Consider the following 15,554-nt stretch of genomic DNA (forward strand, 5'->3'; position numbering starts at 1 on the left):
TGGCACCAAACTGCTGCGCTGGCGCCCCGACAAGGCGCCACGGCAATGCACGTTCGAGCAGATCGAATAAACCGCCCCAGGAAGATCGCCCCAGAAACCTGTCACGATTTATTGCGACGAAGGAACCAACTCGGGATTCACCGGTTCGGACACCATCCACCCGGAGCTACCCTGACATGCCGAATGCAGCAGAAATTCTGATCGACACACTCGTCGCCTGGGACGTGGAGGTGGTGTTCGGCTTGCCGGGAGACGGCATAAACGGGGTCATGGAAGCGTTGCGGACGCGGCGCGACAAAATTGCCTTCGTTCAGGTCCGGCATGAAGAGTCGGCTGCCTTCATGGCATGTGCATATGCCAAGTGGACAGGAAAGCTGGGCGTGTGCCTTGCGACGTCCGGCCCCGGCGGAACACATCTTCTGACCGGCCTCTATGACGCCAAGCTCGACCAGGCTCCGGTGCTGGCGATTACGGGCATGCAGTTCCACGATCTGATCGAGACGTTCACGCAACAGGATGTCGATCTGACGCGCGTGTTCAACGATGTCTCCGTTTATAACGCCCATGTTGCCGATGCCGCGCATATGGAAAACGTCGCCAGCCTTGCCTGCCGAACGGCGCTGGCGCGCAAGGGCGTCGCCCATCTTTCGATTGCCAGCGACATCCAGGAGCAGGAGCGTGATCCGTCGAAGCGCTCCAAGCGCAATCGCCCGGCGCACACGCCGCAGGATATGTTCGCCGGTCACAGCGTACCGCTGGACGTTGAGCTCGACAAAGCCGCCGCCATTCTCAATGACGCTTCGCGGGTTGCGATCTTGGCCGGGCGCGGCGCCATCGGCGCGGCCGCCGAACTCGAACACACGGCGCGCCTGCTGCAGGCGCCTGTCGCGAAGGCTTTGCTGGGCAAGGCGGTGCTGCCGGACGACCATCCCTACACCACCGGCGGGATCGGCATTCTTGGAACCCTGGCTTCGCAAGAGGCGATGGAGAACTGTGACGCGGTGCTGATTGTCGGTTCGACCTTCCCCTACATCGAATACTACCCGCAGCCCGGACAGGCCCGTGGCGTCCAGATCGACTGCGATGCGCAACGGATCGGCTTGCGCTTTCCGGTCGAGGCCGGCCTCGTCGGCGACGCGGCCGAGACATTGCGCGCGCTCAACCAGCGCCTGACGCAAAAGCCCTCCGATGAATTCCTGCGCCGTTCCCAGGAGACCATGAGAAAATGGCGCGAGATGATGCGGCAGTCGGAAGACATGCAGGCGCAACCATTGAAGCCACAAGCGATTGCCCGGGCGTTCGGACAAAGATTGGCGGACGACACAGTGCTGGCCACGGATTCCGGTCAGAATACGGAGCTGGCCGCCCGCCATGTCGATCTTCGCAGCGGCCAGGCATTTGGGGTGTCCGGATCGCTGGCGTCGATGGCTTGCGGTCTGGCCTACGCCATCGCTGCCGGCATAGCGTTTCCCGGTCGACCGATTGCCGCCATCGTCGGCGATGGCGGCTTTGCCATGCAGCTCGGCGAATTCTCGACGGCGGTGCGCTACAAGATCCCGCTCAAGGTTCTGGTGATCAAGAACAACATGCTCAATCAGATCGCCTGGGAGCAGATGATGTTTCTGGGCAACCCGCAATTCGGTTGCGAATTGCAGCCGATCGATTTTGCCAAGGCGGCAGAAGCAATGGGCGCAAAGGGTTTTCGCATCGAGCGGGCCGATCAGATCGAGACGGTTCTCGACCAGGCTTTCGCCACGCAAGGCCCTGTCGTGATCGAAGCGCTGGTAGATGCCTATGAGCCGCTGATGCCGCCCAAAATGCCGGCAGACTACGCCAAGAACTTCCGCCAGGCCCTGCCGCGGACGCCGGGACACGAACGCATAGAAGAAAATATCGCCCGTGAGCCGGCGAAATCGATGATGGATGCCTAGAGGCGGCGCAGGGAGGTGGAACAGCGCGCCTCAGTGGCTTCATTCTGAATCTTTCCAGATGAACCCGCGCTCTTCCGGGTGACGGATGCGGATCATGAGCTTCGACGCGCTCTTTTCGACCTCGATTTGCTATGGCAACGGCGCTCCGCAGGCTGGTTGGACTCTGGCGCTACCCATCACATTGCCACTGGCGGCAATCCTTTTGCTGTATGTTGCCGGCGCTGGCCGGCTGTGGCGACGGAGCGGACGTGGACGTCGCTTGCGATCGCGGCAGGCCTTGCTGTTTGCTGCCGGCTGGTCCGTCCTGGCGTTCGCCTTTGTAAGCCCGATCCATGCATTGAGCGAACATGTGTTTGCGGCGCACATGATCGAGCACGAATTGCTGATGGCGGTCGCAGCGCCTCTGCTGGTTGCCTCCCGCCCGACGGCGGCGATGATGTGGGCCCTGCCGGTACAGCTGCGCCAGATATTCGGAGTGGCTGGACATGCAAATGCGCTTCGGGCGGTCTGGGCGTTCATCAGCCGTCCTGTGGTCGCGACCGTCCTGCACGGAGCCGCGATATGGATCTGGCATGTCCCGGCGCTGTTCGAGGCTGCCCTCCAGCAGGGCTTCCTGCACTATGCCCAGCACGCGAGTTTCCTCGGTAGCGGGCTTTTGTTCTGGTGGGTGCTGCTGCCTCGCCTTGGCCGCGAGCAGGCTTGCGGCAATGCCGTGATGCATCTTTTCTTCACCTCCCTCCACACCGGGCTGCTCGGGGTGTTGCTCGTCGTCTCGCCCAGGCTGTGGTATCCGGATAATGCGATCGGCTCGGATTTATGGGGGCTCAACCCGCTCGAGGACCAGCAACTTGCAGGCTTGATCATGTGGATTCCCGCCGGCCTGATCTATGGCGGAGCCGCACTGCTCCTGGTCGCTTTCTGGATTCAAACGAGCAGTCCGCGGCAACAGGCTTTCCAGCAGTTGCGCATCGTCTAACCCGCACCGCTTCGCGTCGGTTTTCAGCCGGGGGGTGTTGCCAAGCATCCTTTTTCAGTCAGCCGCGTTATGGCCTTGGCAACGATGGTGGATCCTTCATGGCGAGGTGCATGAGTCCGTTGGCCAGCTCTCGCAGGCTGACACGACCGCGAATGTCGCTTGCCCCCACATGTCCTAGGCAAATCTTGCCTGGCACCGTTCAGGGAACGGCCGCGCAACGGCGTTTGAGGGCGATCAGCGCAGCGCCGATATTGGCCTTGGCAGGATGCGGCGACAAGCAATCGGCCCTCCATGCACACGGTGCGAATGCCCGGAGAATCCTTGATCTGATCTGGTCTTTCAGCGCAATCGCAGTGGCCACGTGGCTGCTTGTCATGTTGATCCTGGCGGCAGCGCTTTTGCGTCGTCGCCTGTCCGAGACAACGCGCTCGCCGCTCGAGATCGATTCTCGTCAGGAGCGCCGATTTACCCGCGCTGTCGGCAGCGCCATTGCGTTGACCGTTCTGGTGCTCGTCATGATGACGATAGCGAGTTTTTTCGCCGGCAAATCCATTGCTTCGCTGAGTGGAACGGAAACGCTTGCCGTGCGCATCACCGGGCACCAATGGTGGTGGGAGGTCCGGTATCCCGGAGATGATCGGTCCCAATCGATCGTCACGGCAAATGAAATCCATGTCCCGGTTGGCGAACCGGTCAAGGTCGAACTCGATTCGCTCGATGTCATTCATAGCTTCTGGGTGCCGAACCTTGCCGGCAAGCGCGATCTCATTCCGGGCCGGCCGAGTGAGCTCACACTCGTCGCCGATAAGCCCGGCATCTATCGTGGCCAGTGTGCCGAATTCTGCGGCTATCAGCACGCCCATATGGCCATCACCGTCATCGCGGAAAGCCGCGAAGCGTTCGAAGCATGGCAATCCAGGCAAAACGCCGTCGCATCCGCGCCTGGCGGCGACGAAGAGCGCCGCGGCCAACAGGCATTTCTGTCCACCGGCTGTGCGCTCTGCCACACGATAAGAGGCACGCCTGCCAGCGGAACGGTGGGACCTGACCTAACTCATCTCGCCAGCCGACGCGCACTGGCCGCGGATACGCTCGCCATGACCCCTGGCGCGCTCGCCGCCTGGATCGCCGATCCACAGTCGATAAAGCCCGGCGCCAAGATGCCGCGCATTGCCCTTAGCGCCGACGATCTCAACGCGGTCGTCACCTATCTCGGAAGCCTCGAATGAGTGGCCTTGCGGGAAAGCCGGCCGAGCACACTCAGGAGGCCCTGAAAGGCATCCGTGACACCGGTCTCGAAGAGGTGAGACTGCGCGCCTTTCTGGCGCATGCCTGGCGAACGCCGAAAGGCTTCTACGGCTGGCTGGTCACGGTCGATCACAAGCTGATCGGACGGCGCTATATCGTGACGGCTTTCCTGTTTCTCATCCTTGCGGGTCTGTCAGCGCTCGCCATGCGCTTCCAGCTTGCCCAGCCTGAGGCCGGCCATATCGGTCCCGATCTCTACAACCAGCTGTTCACCATGCACGGCACGACGATGATGTTTCTGTTTGCCGTGCCGGTGATGGAAGCTTTCGCCATTTACCTGGTGCCGCTGATGATCGGCACTCGCAATGTCGCCTTTCCGCGGCTCAATGCATTCAGCTACTGGGTCTATCTTTCCGGCGGGCTGATGATCTGGATCGCCTTCGCCTTCGAAACCGGTGCGGATGCCGGCTGGTTTTCCTATGTGCCGCTCGCCGGACCCGAATATGGCGTCGGCAAGCGCCCCGATTTCTGGGCGCAGATGGTGACCTACACCGAAGTGTCCGCCCTCGCGGTAGCGGTCGAGATCATCGCGACAGTTTTCAAACAACGTGCCCCCGGCATGTCGCTCGACCGCATCCCGCTCTATGTCTGGTCCGTCCTCGTTACGGCTTTCGTCATCCTGTTCGCCATGCCGGCCGTGATGGTCTCGAGCACAATGCTGATCCTCGACCGCCTGGTCGGCACAAAATTTTTCGACCCCGTAGCAGGCGGCGATGCACTGCTGTGGCAGCATCTGTTCTGGTTCTTCGGCCATCCCGAGGTCTATATCATCTTCATTCCGGCGACCGGCTTCGTTTCCGCGATCCTGCCGACCTTCGTTCGCCGCCCGGTGTTCGGCTATCTCGGGATCGTGCTGTCGTTGATCGCGATCGGTTTTCTTTCCTTCGGCCTGTGGGTGCACCACATGTTCGCTACCGGCCTGCCGCAACTCGGCGAGAGCTTCTTCACCGCTTCCTCGATGATGATCGCCATTCCGAGCGGCGTTCAGATCTTCTGCTGGATTGCGACGATCTGGGGCGGCCGGCCGATCTTCGCCACGCCCATGCTTTTCGTTCTCGGCTTCATCTTCACCTTTGTGATCGGCGGCCTGACCGGCGTCATGGTCGCCTCGGTGCCGCTCGACCTGCAGGTGCACGACACCTATTTCGTGGTTGCCCATTTCCATTATGTGCTGGTCGGGGGCGCCGTCTTCCCCCTGCTCGGCGCCGTTTATTACTGGTTTCCCAAGATCACCGGACGCATGCTGTCCGAGAGGCTCGGCCGCTGGAATTTCTGGCTGGTCTTCCTCGGGTTCAATCTCACCTTCTTCCCCATGCATATTCTCGGTCTGCAAGGCATGCCGCGCCGCGTTTATACGTATCCGCCGGCGAGCGGCTGGGGCGAGATGAACCTCTTCATCAGCCTCTCTTCGCTGGTGGTGTTCGCGGGCTTCGCGCTTTTCTTCCTGAATCTCTTTCTCAGCCTCCGCAACGGCCGCATTGCAGGAGACAATCCCTGGGGCGCGAGCACGCTCGAATGGGCGACGACGTCGCCGCCGCCCTCCTACGATTTTTCGCGGCTGCCCGTGGTAACTCACCGCGAACCGCTTTGGGCCGAGCCCGATGTGCTCCCAGTGGTCGAAGGTCTGCGTGTCGACGCCCGCGAGGTGCTCGCCGGTACGGTCGCCGATGCGATGCCGCAAGTAAGGGTACCATCGGCTGACAACTCGATCTGGCCGTTGCTGTCGGCCATCGCAGTCGGCGGCGCATTTCTCGGTTCGATATACACGCCGTGGGCGGTGGTCTGGGGAGCGATCCCGGTTTCGATCGGCTTTATCTGCTGGTTCTGGCCGAAAGGCGAACCGGAGGACGAGGAATGAGGCACCGCCCCGTCGCCGACGTCAGTCACCTGCCCACATACGATTTCGGGTCAGCGAGCCCGATGTGGTGGGGAACCCTTGCCTTCATTGCCCTCGAGGCAACCGGTTTTGCCTTGGCGATAGGCACTTACTTCTATCTGGCCGTGCTGGCCCGGCATTGGCCCATTGGGGCCCCTGCGCCAGATCTGCTGCCGGGGACGGCAGTACTGGTTATTCTGGTTGCGAGCGTCGTGCCCAACCACATGATCGAGGTTTGGGCACGTCGCCAGGACCTGGCGAAAGTTCGCCTTGGCATGGTCGTCATGTCGATCGTCGGCATTCTTCCGCTGATCGTTCGCATCTGGGAATTTCCGGCTCTGCGGATTTCCTGGGATCAGAACGCTTACGGATCGATCGTCTGGTTCCTGCTCGGGCTGCATACGACGCATCTCCTTACCGATGTCGGCGACACGATCGTCCTGGCGGTTCTCATGTTCACGCAAAAAGGCAAGGCAGGCCGCCGCTTCAGCGACGTCTCGGACAACGCCTTCTACTGGGACTTCGTCGTCGTCTCATGGGTCGTGCTCTATCTTGTTATCTATTGGGCTCCGAGGATGTGAGATGCAGGCGATCCGTACCGGCGTTTCCTGGGCAGGCCTGGTCAGCGGACCAGTTGCGTGGGCAATAACGCTGCAGCTCGATTATTCGATTGCATCCTGGCAATGCCATGCCGGCTTTCGTCCCACTGCCTTGTTCTCGTTGATAGGCGCCGCGGTCGCCCTGGCAGGCGCGCTGCTGTCGTGGCACGCCGTTCATGACCGCGGACATGGTACGGTTCCGCCCCGGAAGGCGCGCACGCGCGCATTCCTTGCAAGGACTTCCGTGGGCATCGGGGCGCTGTTCACGCTCATCTTGCTGGCGCAGCTGATGGCAGGGCTGATCTTCAGCGGGTGCGAACTGTGACGAGGTCAAAGACCCGGAGATTGGCCGTCCGCCGGTGCCCGCCTTGGCCTGCCGCGGGCATTCCATTCCCGGCCGTCACCTCCCGGGCGGTCGCGCTCGTCTTGGCATCGTTGCCGCTTTGCACTGAGCTGCGGGCGAGCGAAATCCAGAAGGGTGAATACCTTACCCGAGCGGCCGACTGCATCGGCTGCCACACGTCCAATCCGAGCCGCCCGTTCGCTGGAGGCTATCGCGTGCCGACACCCTTCGGCGACGTATACTCGACCAACATCACACCTGATCCTGACACGGGCATTGGACGCTACTCCGCGGACGAGTTCGTGCGGGCCGTGCGGAAAGGTATCAGGCGCGATGGAGCCGATCTCTATCCCGCCATGCCCTATGACAGCTTCGCCGCGATGAGCCGCGAGGACGTGCTTGCGATCCGGACCTACCTCCTGGCGCAGCCGCCGATCTCGCAGCCGCAGCCGCGAAACATCCTGCCTTTTCCATTCAACCAGCGCTGGACAGTTGCGCTGTGGAAGCTCGCGAACCTGCATACCGGCAGTTTCACGCCCGATCGGAACCGGACCGCCGCATGGAACAGGGGAGCCTACCTGGTCGAGGTGCTCGGCCACTGCGGTGCCTGCCACACGCCAAGGAATGCAACGTTCGGCATGGATGAAGACCACAAGCTTGCCGGCGGCACCGCCGGCATCTGGCAGGCCTTCAACATTACCAGCGACAAGATCGCAGGCGTCGGCGACTGGAGCAACGAAGAGCTGTCTCGATTTCTCAAAACCGGCGCCGTTCCCGGGAAGGCTTATGCGGGCGGGCCGATGGCGGAAACGGTCATGAACAGCCTGCAACATCTTTCCGATGACGATATCCAGGCCATCGTCGCTTATCTCAGGGACGTGCCCGCCCAATCGGGAGACGAAAAGCAGCCGCGTTTCTCATGGGGTAACGCGGCCACGGCCGACGGCGATGCTGGAACCGAAGGGATGACGCAAGGCAGCGGGACCGCAGCCGGCGATGATCTCTATCGATCGCTCTGTTCGACATGCCATGGGGCGAACGGAGGCGGATCGTCAGACGGATCCTATCCGTCCTTGACCCGCAACAGCACCCCCGGCGCGGCCACACCCGAGGATGTCGCCATGACCATCCTTGAAGGCGTCAAAGCTGGCGACGTGGCGGGGCGTAAGTCGATGGCGGCCTTCGGCGGCTGGCTGGACGATGGCCAGGTGGCAGCCCTTGCAAATTACGTCACCGCTCGGTTCGGAAATCCCGACGTCAGCGTTACCGCGGCCGATATACGCCAGATGCGGGCCGGCTCGACAACAGGCCAGACAATCATGGTTCTGGCGGCTCAATCACTTGTGGCGTGCGCCGCCGTGTTGATGCTTGGGCTGCTGCTTCTGCTGGCAAGGCGCCTGCGCCGTCGGACCAGTTCAGTGCGCCTCATGTCCGCGCATAGAGATAGGCGGTGATGTCGCGCGCCTCTTGAGGCGACAGATTTGTATTGGGCATGGCCGTGTTCGGGTCTACGTCCCGCGCTCTGCTGATCCAGCGCATCATCGCATCCGGGCTGGCTCGCGATGCCCCGATATATCCTCTTTCGACGACGCCCCGCAGGGAGGGACCGACGGTACCACGGGCGCCGGGCACCCCCGGGATTTCGTGACATCCGCCACAGCCGTTGCGGATCATGGCCGGGATGGCTCGTTGAGGGTCGCCGCCGATCGCCTGCACAAGCGTGGTTTCTCGCAGACTGTTGCTGCGAACCGATCCGCTGGCGAAGACGGCAAAACCGATGACGACAGCCGCCGATGCTCCTGCCAACCACCAGAATTGGGGCGGCGCTTGCTTGGCGGCCTGCCGGTTCATCTGCGCTTACCGCTCTCAGCGCTCAATGCGCTGCCGAAGCACTGGTCCGGCAACGGATTGAGGAGCCGGGTCATTTATTACAGTTCTGCACATTCGATGTTGTCGTGCCGGTCGCGGTGTTGTTGTCGATGTCGTTGCCTGCCGAATCTTTGCAGCGGTCAGTCATGCCACCTGATTTCGTTGTGGAATTTGTCGAATTTGTAGTGCTCGGATCGGAAGGATTCACGGATGTTCCAGAGCCGGTGCCGCTGTTGCCGCCGGTATTTCCAGACGTAGCCCCGGTGCCGTCGTTCGAGCCCGAACCGCTGTTGGAGCCGGAACTGTTCGACTGTGCCACTGCCGATGTGGCCAATGTGAGCGCGAGCACAGCGGCGGACAGAAGTTTGACGATCATGGTGGATCTCCTGGTTGGGTGTACCGCCACCAAACCAATCCTTTCCTGATATGTTCCCGGCGAAATCGTGTTCAGCAAAATTCTTGTGAAACAGGTTTTTGTGCCGGCACTGCAGACGGGCTAGCCGCGCGACGGCGGTCGATATAGGTGCGCCGCCTTGGCGTCGTCCGGCCGCGGAAGCAGCGCTGGCCGCATGCCCTCGCCTGAAGCATAGTTGCTCACTGGTGGCCGCTGCCCGCGTCCCCGACCAGTGCCCGATCATCCCCGGATCGGAGACAGCTCAATCATCGCCATGAAAGTCATAGCAACGGGCCGAACACGAATATAGCCAGTAGAGCAAGAAAAATCACGGCGATAACTGCGATCGCCCACGTGACAATTCTTCTTGTCCCCCGTTGCTCCTGCTTGCGAGAGATATTTTCAGCCACAGTACGAAATCCTTGCTGCAAAACTCAACCGACGACAAGGCTCAGCGCCCGCATGGTCCTGCCGGACTGTTGGGCCGCGTCCTGGAATGGCCACAGCCGGGGCTCACATGCCTACCAACCCTGCCGCCCGTACCAATCGTCGACATCGCGCCGCACGCGGTCCTTTTCGATGCCGTAACGCTCCTGGATCTTGCCTTCGAGTTGATCGCGCTTGCCGGCGATGCGGTCAAGGTCATCATCGGTGAGTTTGCCCCACTGCTCCTTGACCTTGCCTTTCACCTGTTTCCAGTTTCCTTCCACGCGGTTCCAGTCCATGACACCGTTCTCCCTGTTTTGGAAAGGTCCGGAATAGGAAACGCAATCCAGTCAAGGATGTTCCTGGAAACAGCCAACGCGCTGCCCGATGCCGAATCGGTTGCCAGAAGTTATCGCCCCTTGCGGTCCGCAAAGTACGTTCGAGCCAACTTTCAGCCGAGCCATCGTCGCTCGCTCAAACCCGCGTATTGCACGTCATATGCCAAGGCTCTAAACGGCTCCGACGATGCTTTACATTCGTGCCCGATCACGTTTGAGTGCTGTCAGGCAATCAGCGCTAACTCCAGCGGAGGCGACAACACACCATCGCCGCCTAATCCCCCTACTCCCACTCGATTGTTCCAGGCGGCTTCGACGTCACGTCGTAGACGACGCGGTTGATGCCGCGGACTTCGTTGATGATGCGGGTGGCAGCAGCCCCCAGGAAGGCCATGTCGTAGTGGTAGAAATCCGCCGTCATGCCGTCGACCGAGGTGACGGCGCGCAGCGCGCAGACGAACTCGTAGGTGCGGCCGTCGCCCATCACGCCGACCGTCTGCACCGGCAGCAGCACGGCGAATGCCTGCCAGATGGCATCGTAGAGGCCGGCTTTGCGGATCTCGTCAAGATAGATGGCGTCGGCTTCGCGCAGGATCTCCAGCTTTTCGCGGGTGATGCCGCCGGGGCAGCGGATGGCGAGGCCCGGGCCGGGGAATGGATGGCGTCCGATGAAACTCTCGGGCAGGCCAAGCTCCTTGCCCAGCGCCCTGACCTCGTCCTTGAACAGCTCGCGCAGCGGCTCGACCAGCTGCATGTTCATGCGCGCCGGCAGGCCGCCGACATTGTGGTGCGACTTGATCGTCACCGACGGGCCGCCGGTGAAGGAGACACTTTCGATCACGTCGGGATAGAGCGTGCCTTGCGCCAGGAATTCGGCGCCGCCGAGTTTCTTGGCCTCTTCCTCGAACACCTCGATGAACAGCCGGCCTATGGTCTTGCGTTTTTTCTCCGGATCCGACTCGCCCTCGAGGGCGTCGATGAAACGGTCCGACGCGTTGACCAGAATGAGCGGCAAATTGTAGTGCTCACGGAACATCGCCACCACGCCCGCGGCCTCGTCCTTGCGCATCAGGCCGTGGTCGACAAGGATGCAGGTCAGCTGGTCGCCGACCGCTTCGTGGATCAACAGCGCGGCAACGGAGGAATCGACGCCGCCCGACAGCGCGCAGATGACCTTGCCCTTGCCGACCTGCTTGCGGATCGCCTCGACCGCGTGCTCGCGGTAGGCGCGCATGGTCCAGTCGCCCTCGATGCCGGCGATGTTGTGGACGAAGTTCCTGAGCAGCCGGGCACCGTCGGGCGTATGCACCACCTCGGGGTGGAACATGATGCCGTACATCTTGCGCTCGATGTTGCCGAAGATGGCGAAGGGCGAGCCCTCCGATTTGCCGAACACCTCGAAGCCGGTGGGCAAGGAGATGACGCGGTCGCCATGGCTCATCCACACCTGGTGGCGCTGGCCGGGCGCCCACAGGCCCTCAAACAGCGGGCTGTCCTTCTGGATCTCGACGAAGGCGCGGCCGAATTCGCGATGGTCGGAGCTTTCGGCGACGCCGCCCATCTGCACGCACATGGCCATCTGGCCGTAACAGATGCCGAGCACCGGCACGCCGGCGTCGAAGACGATCTGCGGCGCGCGCGGACTGCCGATATCGCCGGTCGAAGCCGGGCCGCCGGACAGGATCACGGCTTTCGGATTGATGCGCTTGAATGCCGCTTCGGCCGACTGGAACGGCACGATCTCGGAAAACACGCCGGCCTCGCGGATGCGGCGGGCGATGAGCTGGGTGAACTGGCTGCCGAAATCGACAATCAGGACGGTATCGGGATGATTGGCTGTTTTCATGGCGAGCGTTTAGAGAAAGAAATGAGTCGACGCAATGGGTTGCGAGTTTCAGAGCGGTCTGGCGTCTTCATGCGGCGAATCTTTCAGAAGCGTGCCCGAACCGATGGCCTGTTCGAGCCGCATGACGGCCTCCGCCAGCTTCTCATCGATGACTTCAAGATATTCGGTCCAGTCGCCGACATGCCTGAGATCCGCCGCCCCGTCGGAAATGCCGCGCAGCCCGATCAGCGGAATGTCGAACAACTGGCAGGCGCGCAGGCAGGCGAAGGTCTCCATGTCGACCATGTCGGCGTTAACAGCATCATAGGCCGCACCGGTGATGATCGCGCCGCCGGTCGATAGCGTCGCCTGCTTGATATCAGGTATCTTGAAGGGCAATGGCACGGTCACCGGCAGGTCGAGGAAGGGTGTGGCACCCTTCTCGAAGCCGAGCGGCGAAGCGTCGATGTCACGGTAGCTGACCGAAACCGCCTGGTAGATTCCCGTCTGCTCCAGCGTCCGGCTGCCGGCTGAGCCGAGCGACACGACGAGGTCGGGCAGGGTTTTTTGCGACTTCAGCCAGGAGAGTTCAGCGCCTAGCCTGACGCCGGCCTCGACCGGACCGACACCTGTCATCAATGGCGTGAACAGCTGCTTGAGATGCGGACCGTATTCGGCCTGCGCCGCCATGACGAAGAGGACGTCCTTGCCCGACAGGCGGCGAATTTTATCGGTCATGATGATTTGCTCCTCTCCGCCCGATCACCTGCTTATCTGCGCCGCCGCTCGCCGGGACCCGCTGCCTCCGGCAGCTCCCGGCGTCCGTGGCCTTTCATCGTGCCACCGGCACGATGAATTCGCCTGCGGCGAACCGGCCACTCACCCTTCTATCCCATCACGCCCGACCACCGTCATCATCGTTCCGGTCATGGTGGCGATCAGCTTGGCCTCGCCGTCGGCGGCAAAGGCGTAGGCCTGGCCGTCGGCGACGATGATGGTGCGGCCTGGCTTGGTCACCGAGCCGCGGAACAGGAAGCGCTCGCCCCTGCCCGGCGCCAGCAGGTTGACCTTGAACTCGATGGTCAGCACGCCGGAATTTTCCGGCATCAGCGAAAAAGCGGCATAGCCGCAGGCCGAGTCCAGCGCGGTCGAAATGACGCCGGCATGGAGGAAGCCGTGCTGCTGGGTGAGTGCCGCCGAATAGGGCATCTCGATCTCGATGATGCCGGGCGTCACCAGCGTCAGTTCGGCGCCGATCGTGGCCATCGCCTTCTGGCGTGCGAAGGAGGTCCTGACGCGATCCTCATAGTCCGGGGCGGGTACGATCTTTGCTGCCATGGCCGCTGCCTTCCTTTATGCGGATAAGCTTATTGCAGAGGCATGGACGGCAGGCAAATGCTTTTGCTGCACTGCACAATCGACCTGGCCTGCCTGCTGGCGCCACGCATCCGTCAGGAATTGGCGACATCCGATCGGATTCAGGCCGACCTGCGCAACGCACAGAAGTAAAACCCGTCGGTGCCGCTCAGCGCCGGCGACAGCGAGATGTCGCCTTTGGCGCCGATGCGCGCGGCTGCCGGATGGCCGGGAAAACGGCTGTCCCAGAGCTGGCGGTGGTCGACGGGAACAAAGCCGCTGTTACGGTCCCGAAAGGCCGCGATCTGCTCGCCATTCTCCTCATCAAACACCGAGCAGGTGATGTAGACCAGCAGGCCGCCCGGTTTGACATAGGCTTTGGCCGCATCGAGGATCGCCGACTGTTCGCCCTTGCGGGTATCGAGCTGCCTCTGCGTCAGCCGCCATTTGGCGTCGGGGCGGCGCCGCCAGGTGCCGCTGCCGGTGCAGGGCGCGTCGACCAGCACGATGTCCATGTGGTTGCCGAGCGGCGCGAGTTCCGTGGGCTTGGTGACCACCTGCACATTGCGGTTTTCCGAACGACGGATGCGGTCGAAGATCGGCGCCAGCCGTGCTTTCTCCGCATCATGGGCAAAGATCTGGCCACGATTTTCCATCGAAGCCGACAGTGCCAGCGTCTTGCCGCCGGCGCCGGCGCAGAAATCCAGCACCTGCATGCCGGCTTCGGCCCCGGCAAGGGCGGCCGCGATCTGCGAGCCTTCGTCCTGGACCTCGAACCAACCCTTCTGGAAGGCCGGTTCGGCCTGCACATTCGGGTGCCGGCCATCGCCGTCGATCGGTGGAATGCGGATGCCGTGCGGGGCGATTGCCGCGGGTTTGGCGCCGGTTCCCGTCAGTTCGGCCAGCACCTTGTCGCGGTTGGCCTGCAAGGTGTTGACCCTGAGGTCGAGCGGCGGGCGCGTTGCCAGCGCGGCGCCCTCGTCGGCCCAGCTCGGGCCGAAGGCTCGCTCGAAAAGCGGCGCGCACCAGTCGGGAACATCCGCCCGCACCGCGTCCGGCGCATCGGCGAGCCGACCGTCGGCGATGGCCTGAAGCTCGGCGGCGGTCAGCAGCGGCGGTGCGAACTTGTCACCATCCAGCGCCTCGTTGAGCGACTGGGCCGTCTGCCCCCATTCGAGCAGCAGGGCGCCGAAGCCAATGGCGCGCGGCGTGTCCTGCCCCAGCAGCCAGCCCGCGGAACGCTTGTGGCGCAAGGCGTCATAGACGATGTTGCCGATGGCCGCACGGTCGCCGCCGCCGGCGAAGCGATGCGACAGGCCCCAATCCTTCAGCGCGTCCGCCACCGGCCGGTGGCGCCGGCCGATGTCTTCCAGCACTTCGATGGCCGCAGCCAGCCTTCCGCCCAGTCGCATTGTCTTGTTCCGTCACGCAGAAAATTATTCCGGCCCTGCTCTAGAGCGCGCAACCGGCGCGCACAAGCAGGTCGGCCGGCACAACCGCTCTGCTTTCCAACTTTTCTGGTTGCGAATACTCTTCCGATTGTGATTCGCGGCGCGAAAAGGTGAACCGGCGGATCGACACGAGGAGAGGGCAATGAAGACTTATCTGGCGGAAGTTCTAGGCACATTTCTATTGGTGTTCATCGGTACGGCTTCTGTGGTGACGGGCGGCTTCGGCGGCGCGCTGCCGCTTGGCCAGGAAGGGATCGGTCTGGCGTTCGGCATCGGCCTCATCGCCGCGGCCTATGCGATCGGCCCCATTTCGGGCGCGCATCTCAACCCGGCGGTGACGCTCGGCGTCTTCCTTGCCGGCCGCCTGCCGGCCAAGGACGTCATCCCCTACTGGATCGCGCAGGTCATCGGCGGCGTCCTTGCTTCACTGGCGTTGTGGATCATCGTCTCCGGCCAGGTTGGCGGACACACCACCGGCTTCGGCGCCAATGGCTGGGATGTGACGAAATGGGGTGTCAGTTCGGCCTTCCTGTGGGAAGTGATCGGCACCTTCACCTTCGTCACCGTGATCCTTGGCGTCACGGCCGAAAAGCACTCGACGGCGTTCGCCGGACTGGTCATCGGCCTGACGCTGGCAGGGCTGCACTTCGCCATCATCCCGGTGACCGGCACGTCGCTCAACCCGGCCCGCTCGATCGGTCCGGCGCTGTTTTCGGGAACTGCGGCGATCGGCCAGCTCTGGCTGTTCATCGTGGCACCGTTGATCGGCGGCGCCATTGCCGGCGTCGTCGCCAAGGCGCGCATCTTCGAGAAGGACTGAGCTCTTTGGAAGGCTGAATATGCGAAGGCGCGGGCCATGGCC

General features: G+C 62.6%; 15 protein-coding genes. 8 read left to right on the forward strand and 7 right to left on the reverse strand.

Going from position 1 to position 15,554, the window contains the following annotated elements; genetic code table 11:
* Positions 1 to 176: 176 nt before the first annotated feature.
* From ENZ75_RS04200 to ENZ75_RS04230, 7 genes are all read left to right on the forward strand, one after another.
* Positions 177 to 1,931 carry a thiamine pyrophosphate-dependent enzyme gene (locus ENZ75_RS04200; protein WP_063170143.1) on the forward strand — a complete coding sequence of 585 codons (1,755 nt, stop codon included), beginning with the start codon at positions 177 to 179 and terminating at the stop codon, positions 1,929 to 1,931.
* Positions 1,932 to 2,025: 94 nt separating this feature from the next.
* Complete coding sequence (locus tag ENZ75_RS04205; RefSeq protein ID WP_063170471.1) at positions 2,026 to 2,907, forward strand: cytochrome c oxidase assembly protein; 882 nt, start codon at positions 2,026 to 2,028, stop codon at positions 2,905 to 2,907.
* 257 nt (positions 2,908 to 3,164) lie between these two features.
* Entirely contained in the window at positions 3,165 to 4,136 is a 972-nt protein-coding gene (coxB, locus tag ENZ75_RS04210) for a cytochrome c oxidase subunit II (RefSeq protein ID WP_337122686.1), read from the forward strand.
* Positions 4,133 to 6,073 carry a cytochrome c oxidase subunit I gene (gene ctaD, locus ENZ75_RS04215; protein WP_063170141.1) on the forward strand — a complete coding sequence of 647 codons (1,941 nt, stop codon included), beginning with the start codon at positions 4,133 to 4,135 and terminating at the stop codon, positions 6,071 to 6,073. Before coxB ends, ctaD begins: the two co-directional genes overlap by 4 nt.
* The gene (locus ENZ75_RS04220; protein ID WP_013533222.1) at positions 6,070 to 6,672 is read left to right on the forward strand and encodes a cytochrome c oxidase subunit 3; all 603 of its coding nucleotides are present in this window, start codon (positions 6,070 to 6,072) and stop codon (positions 6,670 to 6,672) included. The genes ctaD and ENZ75_RS04220 overlap by 4 nt, the downstream gene beginning before the upstream one ends.
* A 1-nt stretch (position 6,673) precedes the next feature.
* Positions 6,674 to 7,015, forward strand: a complete 342-nt coding sequence (locus tag ENZ75_RS04225) for a hypothetical protein (RefSeq protein WP_063170140.1) — start codon at positions 6,674 to 6,676, stop codon at positions 7,013 to 7,015.
* A gap of 101 nt (positions 7,016 to 7,116) precedes the next feature.
* Positions 7,117 to 8,487 carry a c-type cytochrome gene (locus tag ENZ75_RS04230; RefSeq protein ID WP_082826728.1) on the forward strand — a complete coding sequence of 457 codons (1,371 nt, stop codon included), beginning with the start codon at positions 7,117 to 7,119 and terminating at the stop codon, positions 8,485 to 8,487.
* Here ENZ75_RS04230 and ENZ75_RS04235 read toward each other — a convergent pair.
* The 7 genes from ENZ75_RS04235 to ENZ75_RS04270 form a co-directional block, all read right to left on the reverse strand.
* A complete protein-coding gene (locus tag ENZ75_RS04235; protein WP_063170138.1) occupies positions 8,459 to 8,884 on the reverse strand; it encodes a c-type cytochrome in 426 nt (141 codons plus the stop codon). The two genes, ENZ75_RS04230 and ENZ75_RS04235, sit on opposite strands and share 29 nt — an antisense overlap.
* 70 nt (positions 8,885 to 8,954) lie before the next feature.
* Complete coding sequence (locus tag ENZ75_RS04240; protein ID WP_013533226.1) at positions 8,955 to 9,278, reverse strand: hypothetical protein; 324 nt, start codon at positions 9,276 to 9,278, stop codon at positions 8,955 to 8,957.
* A gap of 539 nt (positions 9,279 to 9,817) precedes the next feature.
* Positions 9,818 to 10,021, reverse strand: coding sequence for a CsbD family protein (locus tag ENZ75_RS04245; RefSeq protein ID WP_013533227.1), 204 nt, complete (start codon positions 10,019 to 10,021; stop codon positions 9,818 to 9,820).
* 322 nt (positions 10,022 to 10,343) lie between these two features.
* Positions 10,344 to 11,906 carry a glutamine-hydrolyzing GMP synthase gene (gene guaA / locus ENZ75_RS04250; protein WP_063170137.1) on the reverse strand — a complete coding sequence of 521 codons (1,563 nt, stop codon included), beginning with the start codon at positions 11,904 to 11,906 and terminating at the stop codon, positions 10,344 to 10,346.
* A 48-nt stretch (positions 11,907 to 11,954) separates the two neighbouring features.
* The gene (locus ENZ75_RS04255; RefSeq protein WP_013530372.1) at positions 11,955 to 12,623 is read right to left on the reverse strand and encodes a 5'-methylthioadenosine/S-adenosylhomocysteine nucleosidase; all 669 of its coding nucleotides are present in this window, start codon (positions 12,621 to 12,623) and stop codon (positions 11,955 to 11,957) included.
* A 141-nt stretch (positions 12,624 to 12,764) separates the two neighbouring features.
* The gene (locus tag ENZ75_RS04260; RefSeq protein WP_013530371.1) at positions 12,765 to 13,223 is read right to left on the reverse strand and encodes a PaaI family thioesterase; all 459 of its coding nucleotides are present in this window, start codon (positions 13,221 to 13,223) and stop codon (positions 12,765 to 12,767) included.
* Between the two features lie 140 nt (positions 13,224 to 13,363).
* Positions 13,364 to 14,653 (reverse strand): RsmB/NOP family class I SAM-dependent RNA methyltransferase, encoded by a 1,290-nt coding sequence (locus tag ENZ75_RS04270; protein ID WP_063170136.1) that lies wholly within the window; start codon positions 14,651 to 14,653, stop codon positions 13,364 to 13,366.
* 181 nt (positions 14,654 to 14,834) lie between these two features.
* On the opposite strand from ENZ75_RS04270, the gene ENZ75_RS04275 reads away from it, so the two are divergent.
* Entirely contained in the window at positions 14,835 to 15,512 is a 678-nt protein-coding gene (locus tag ENZ75_RS04275) for an MIP family channel protein (RefSeq protein ID WP_013530368.1), read from the forward strand.
* The last annotated feature ends 42 nt before the right edge of the window (positions 15,513 to 15,554 follow it).

The organism is Mesorhizobium sp. M7A.F.Ca.CA.002.04.1.1, assembly GCF_004022805.1.
GTDB lineage: Bacteria > Pseudomonadota > Alphaproteobacteria > Rhizobiales > Rhizobiaceae > Mesorhizobium > Mesorhizobium ciceri.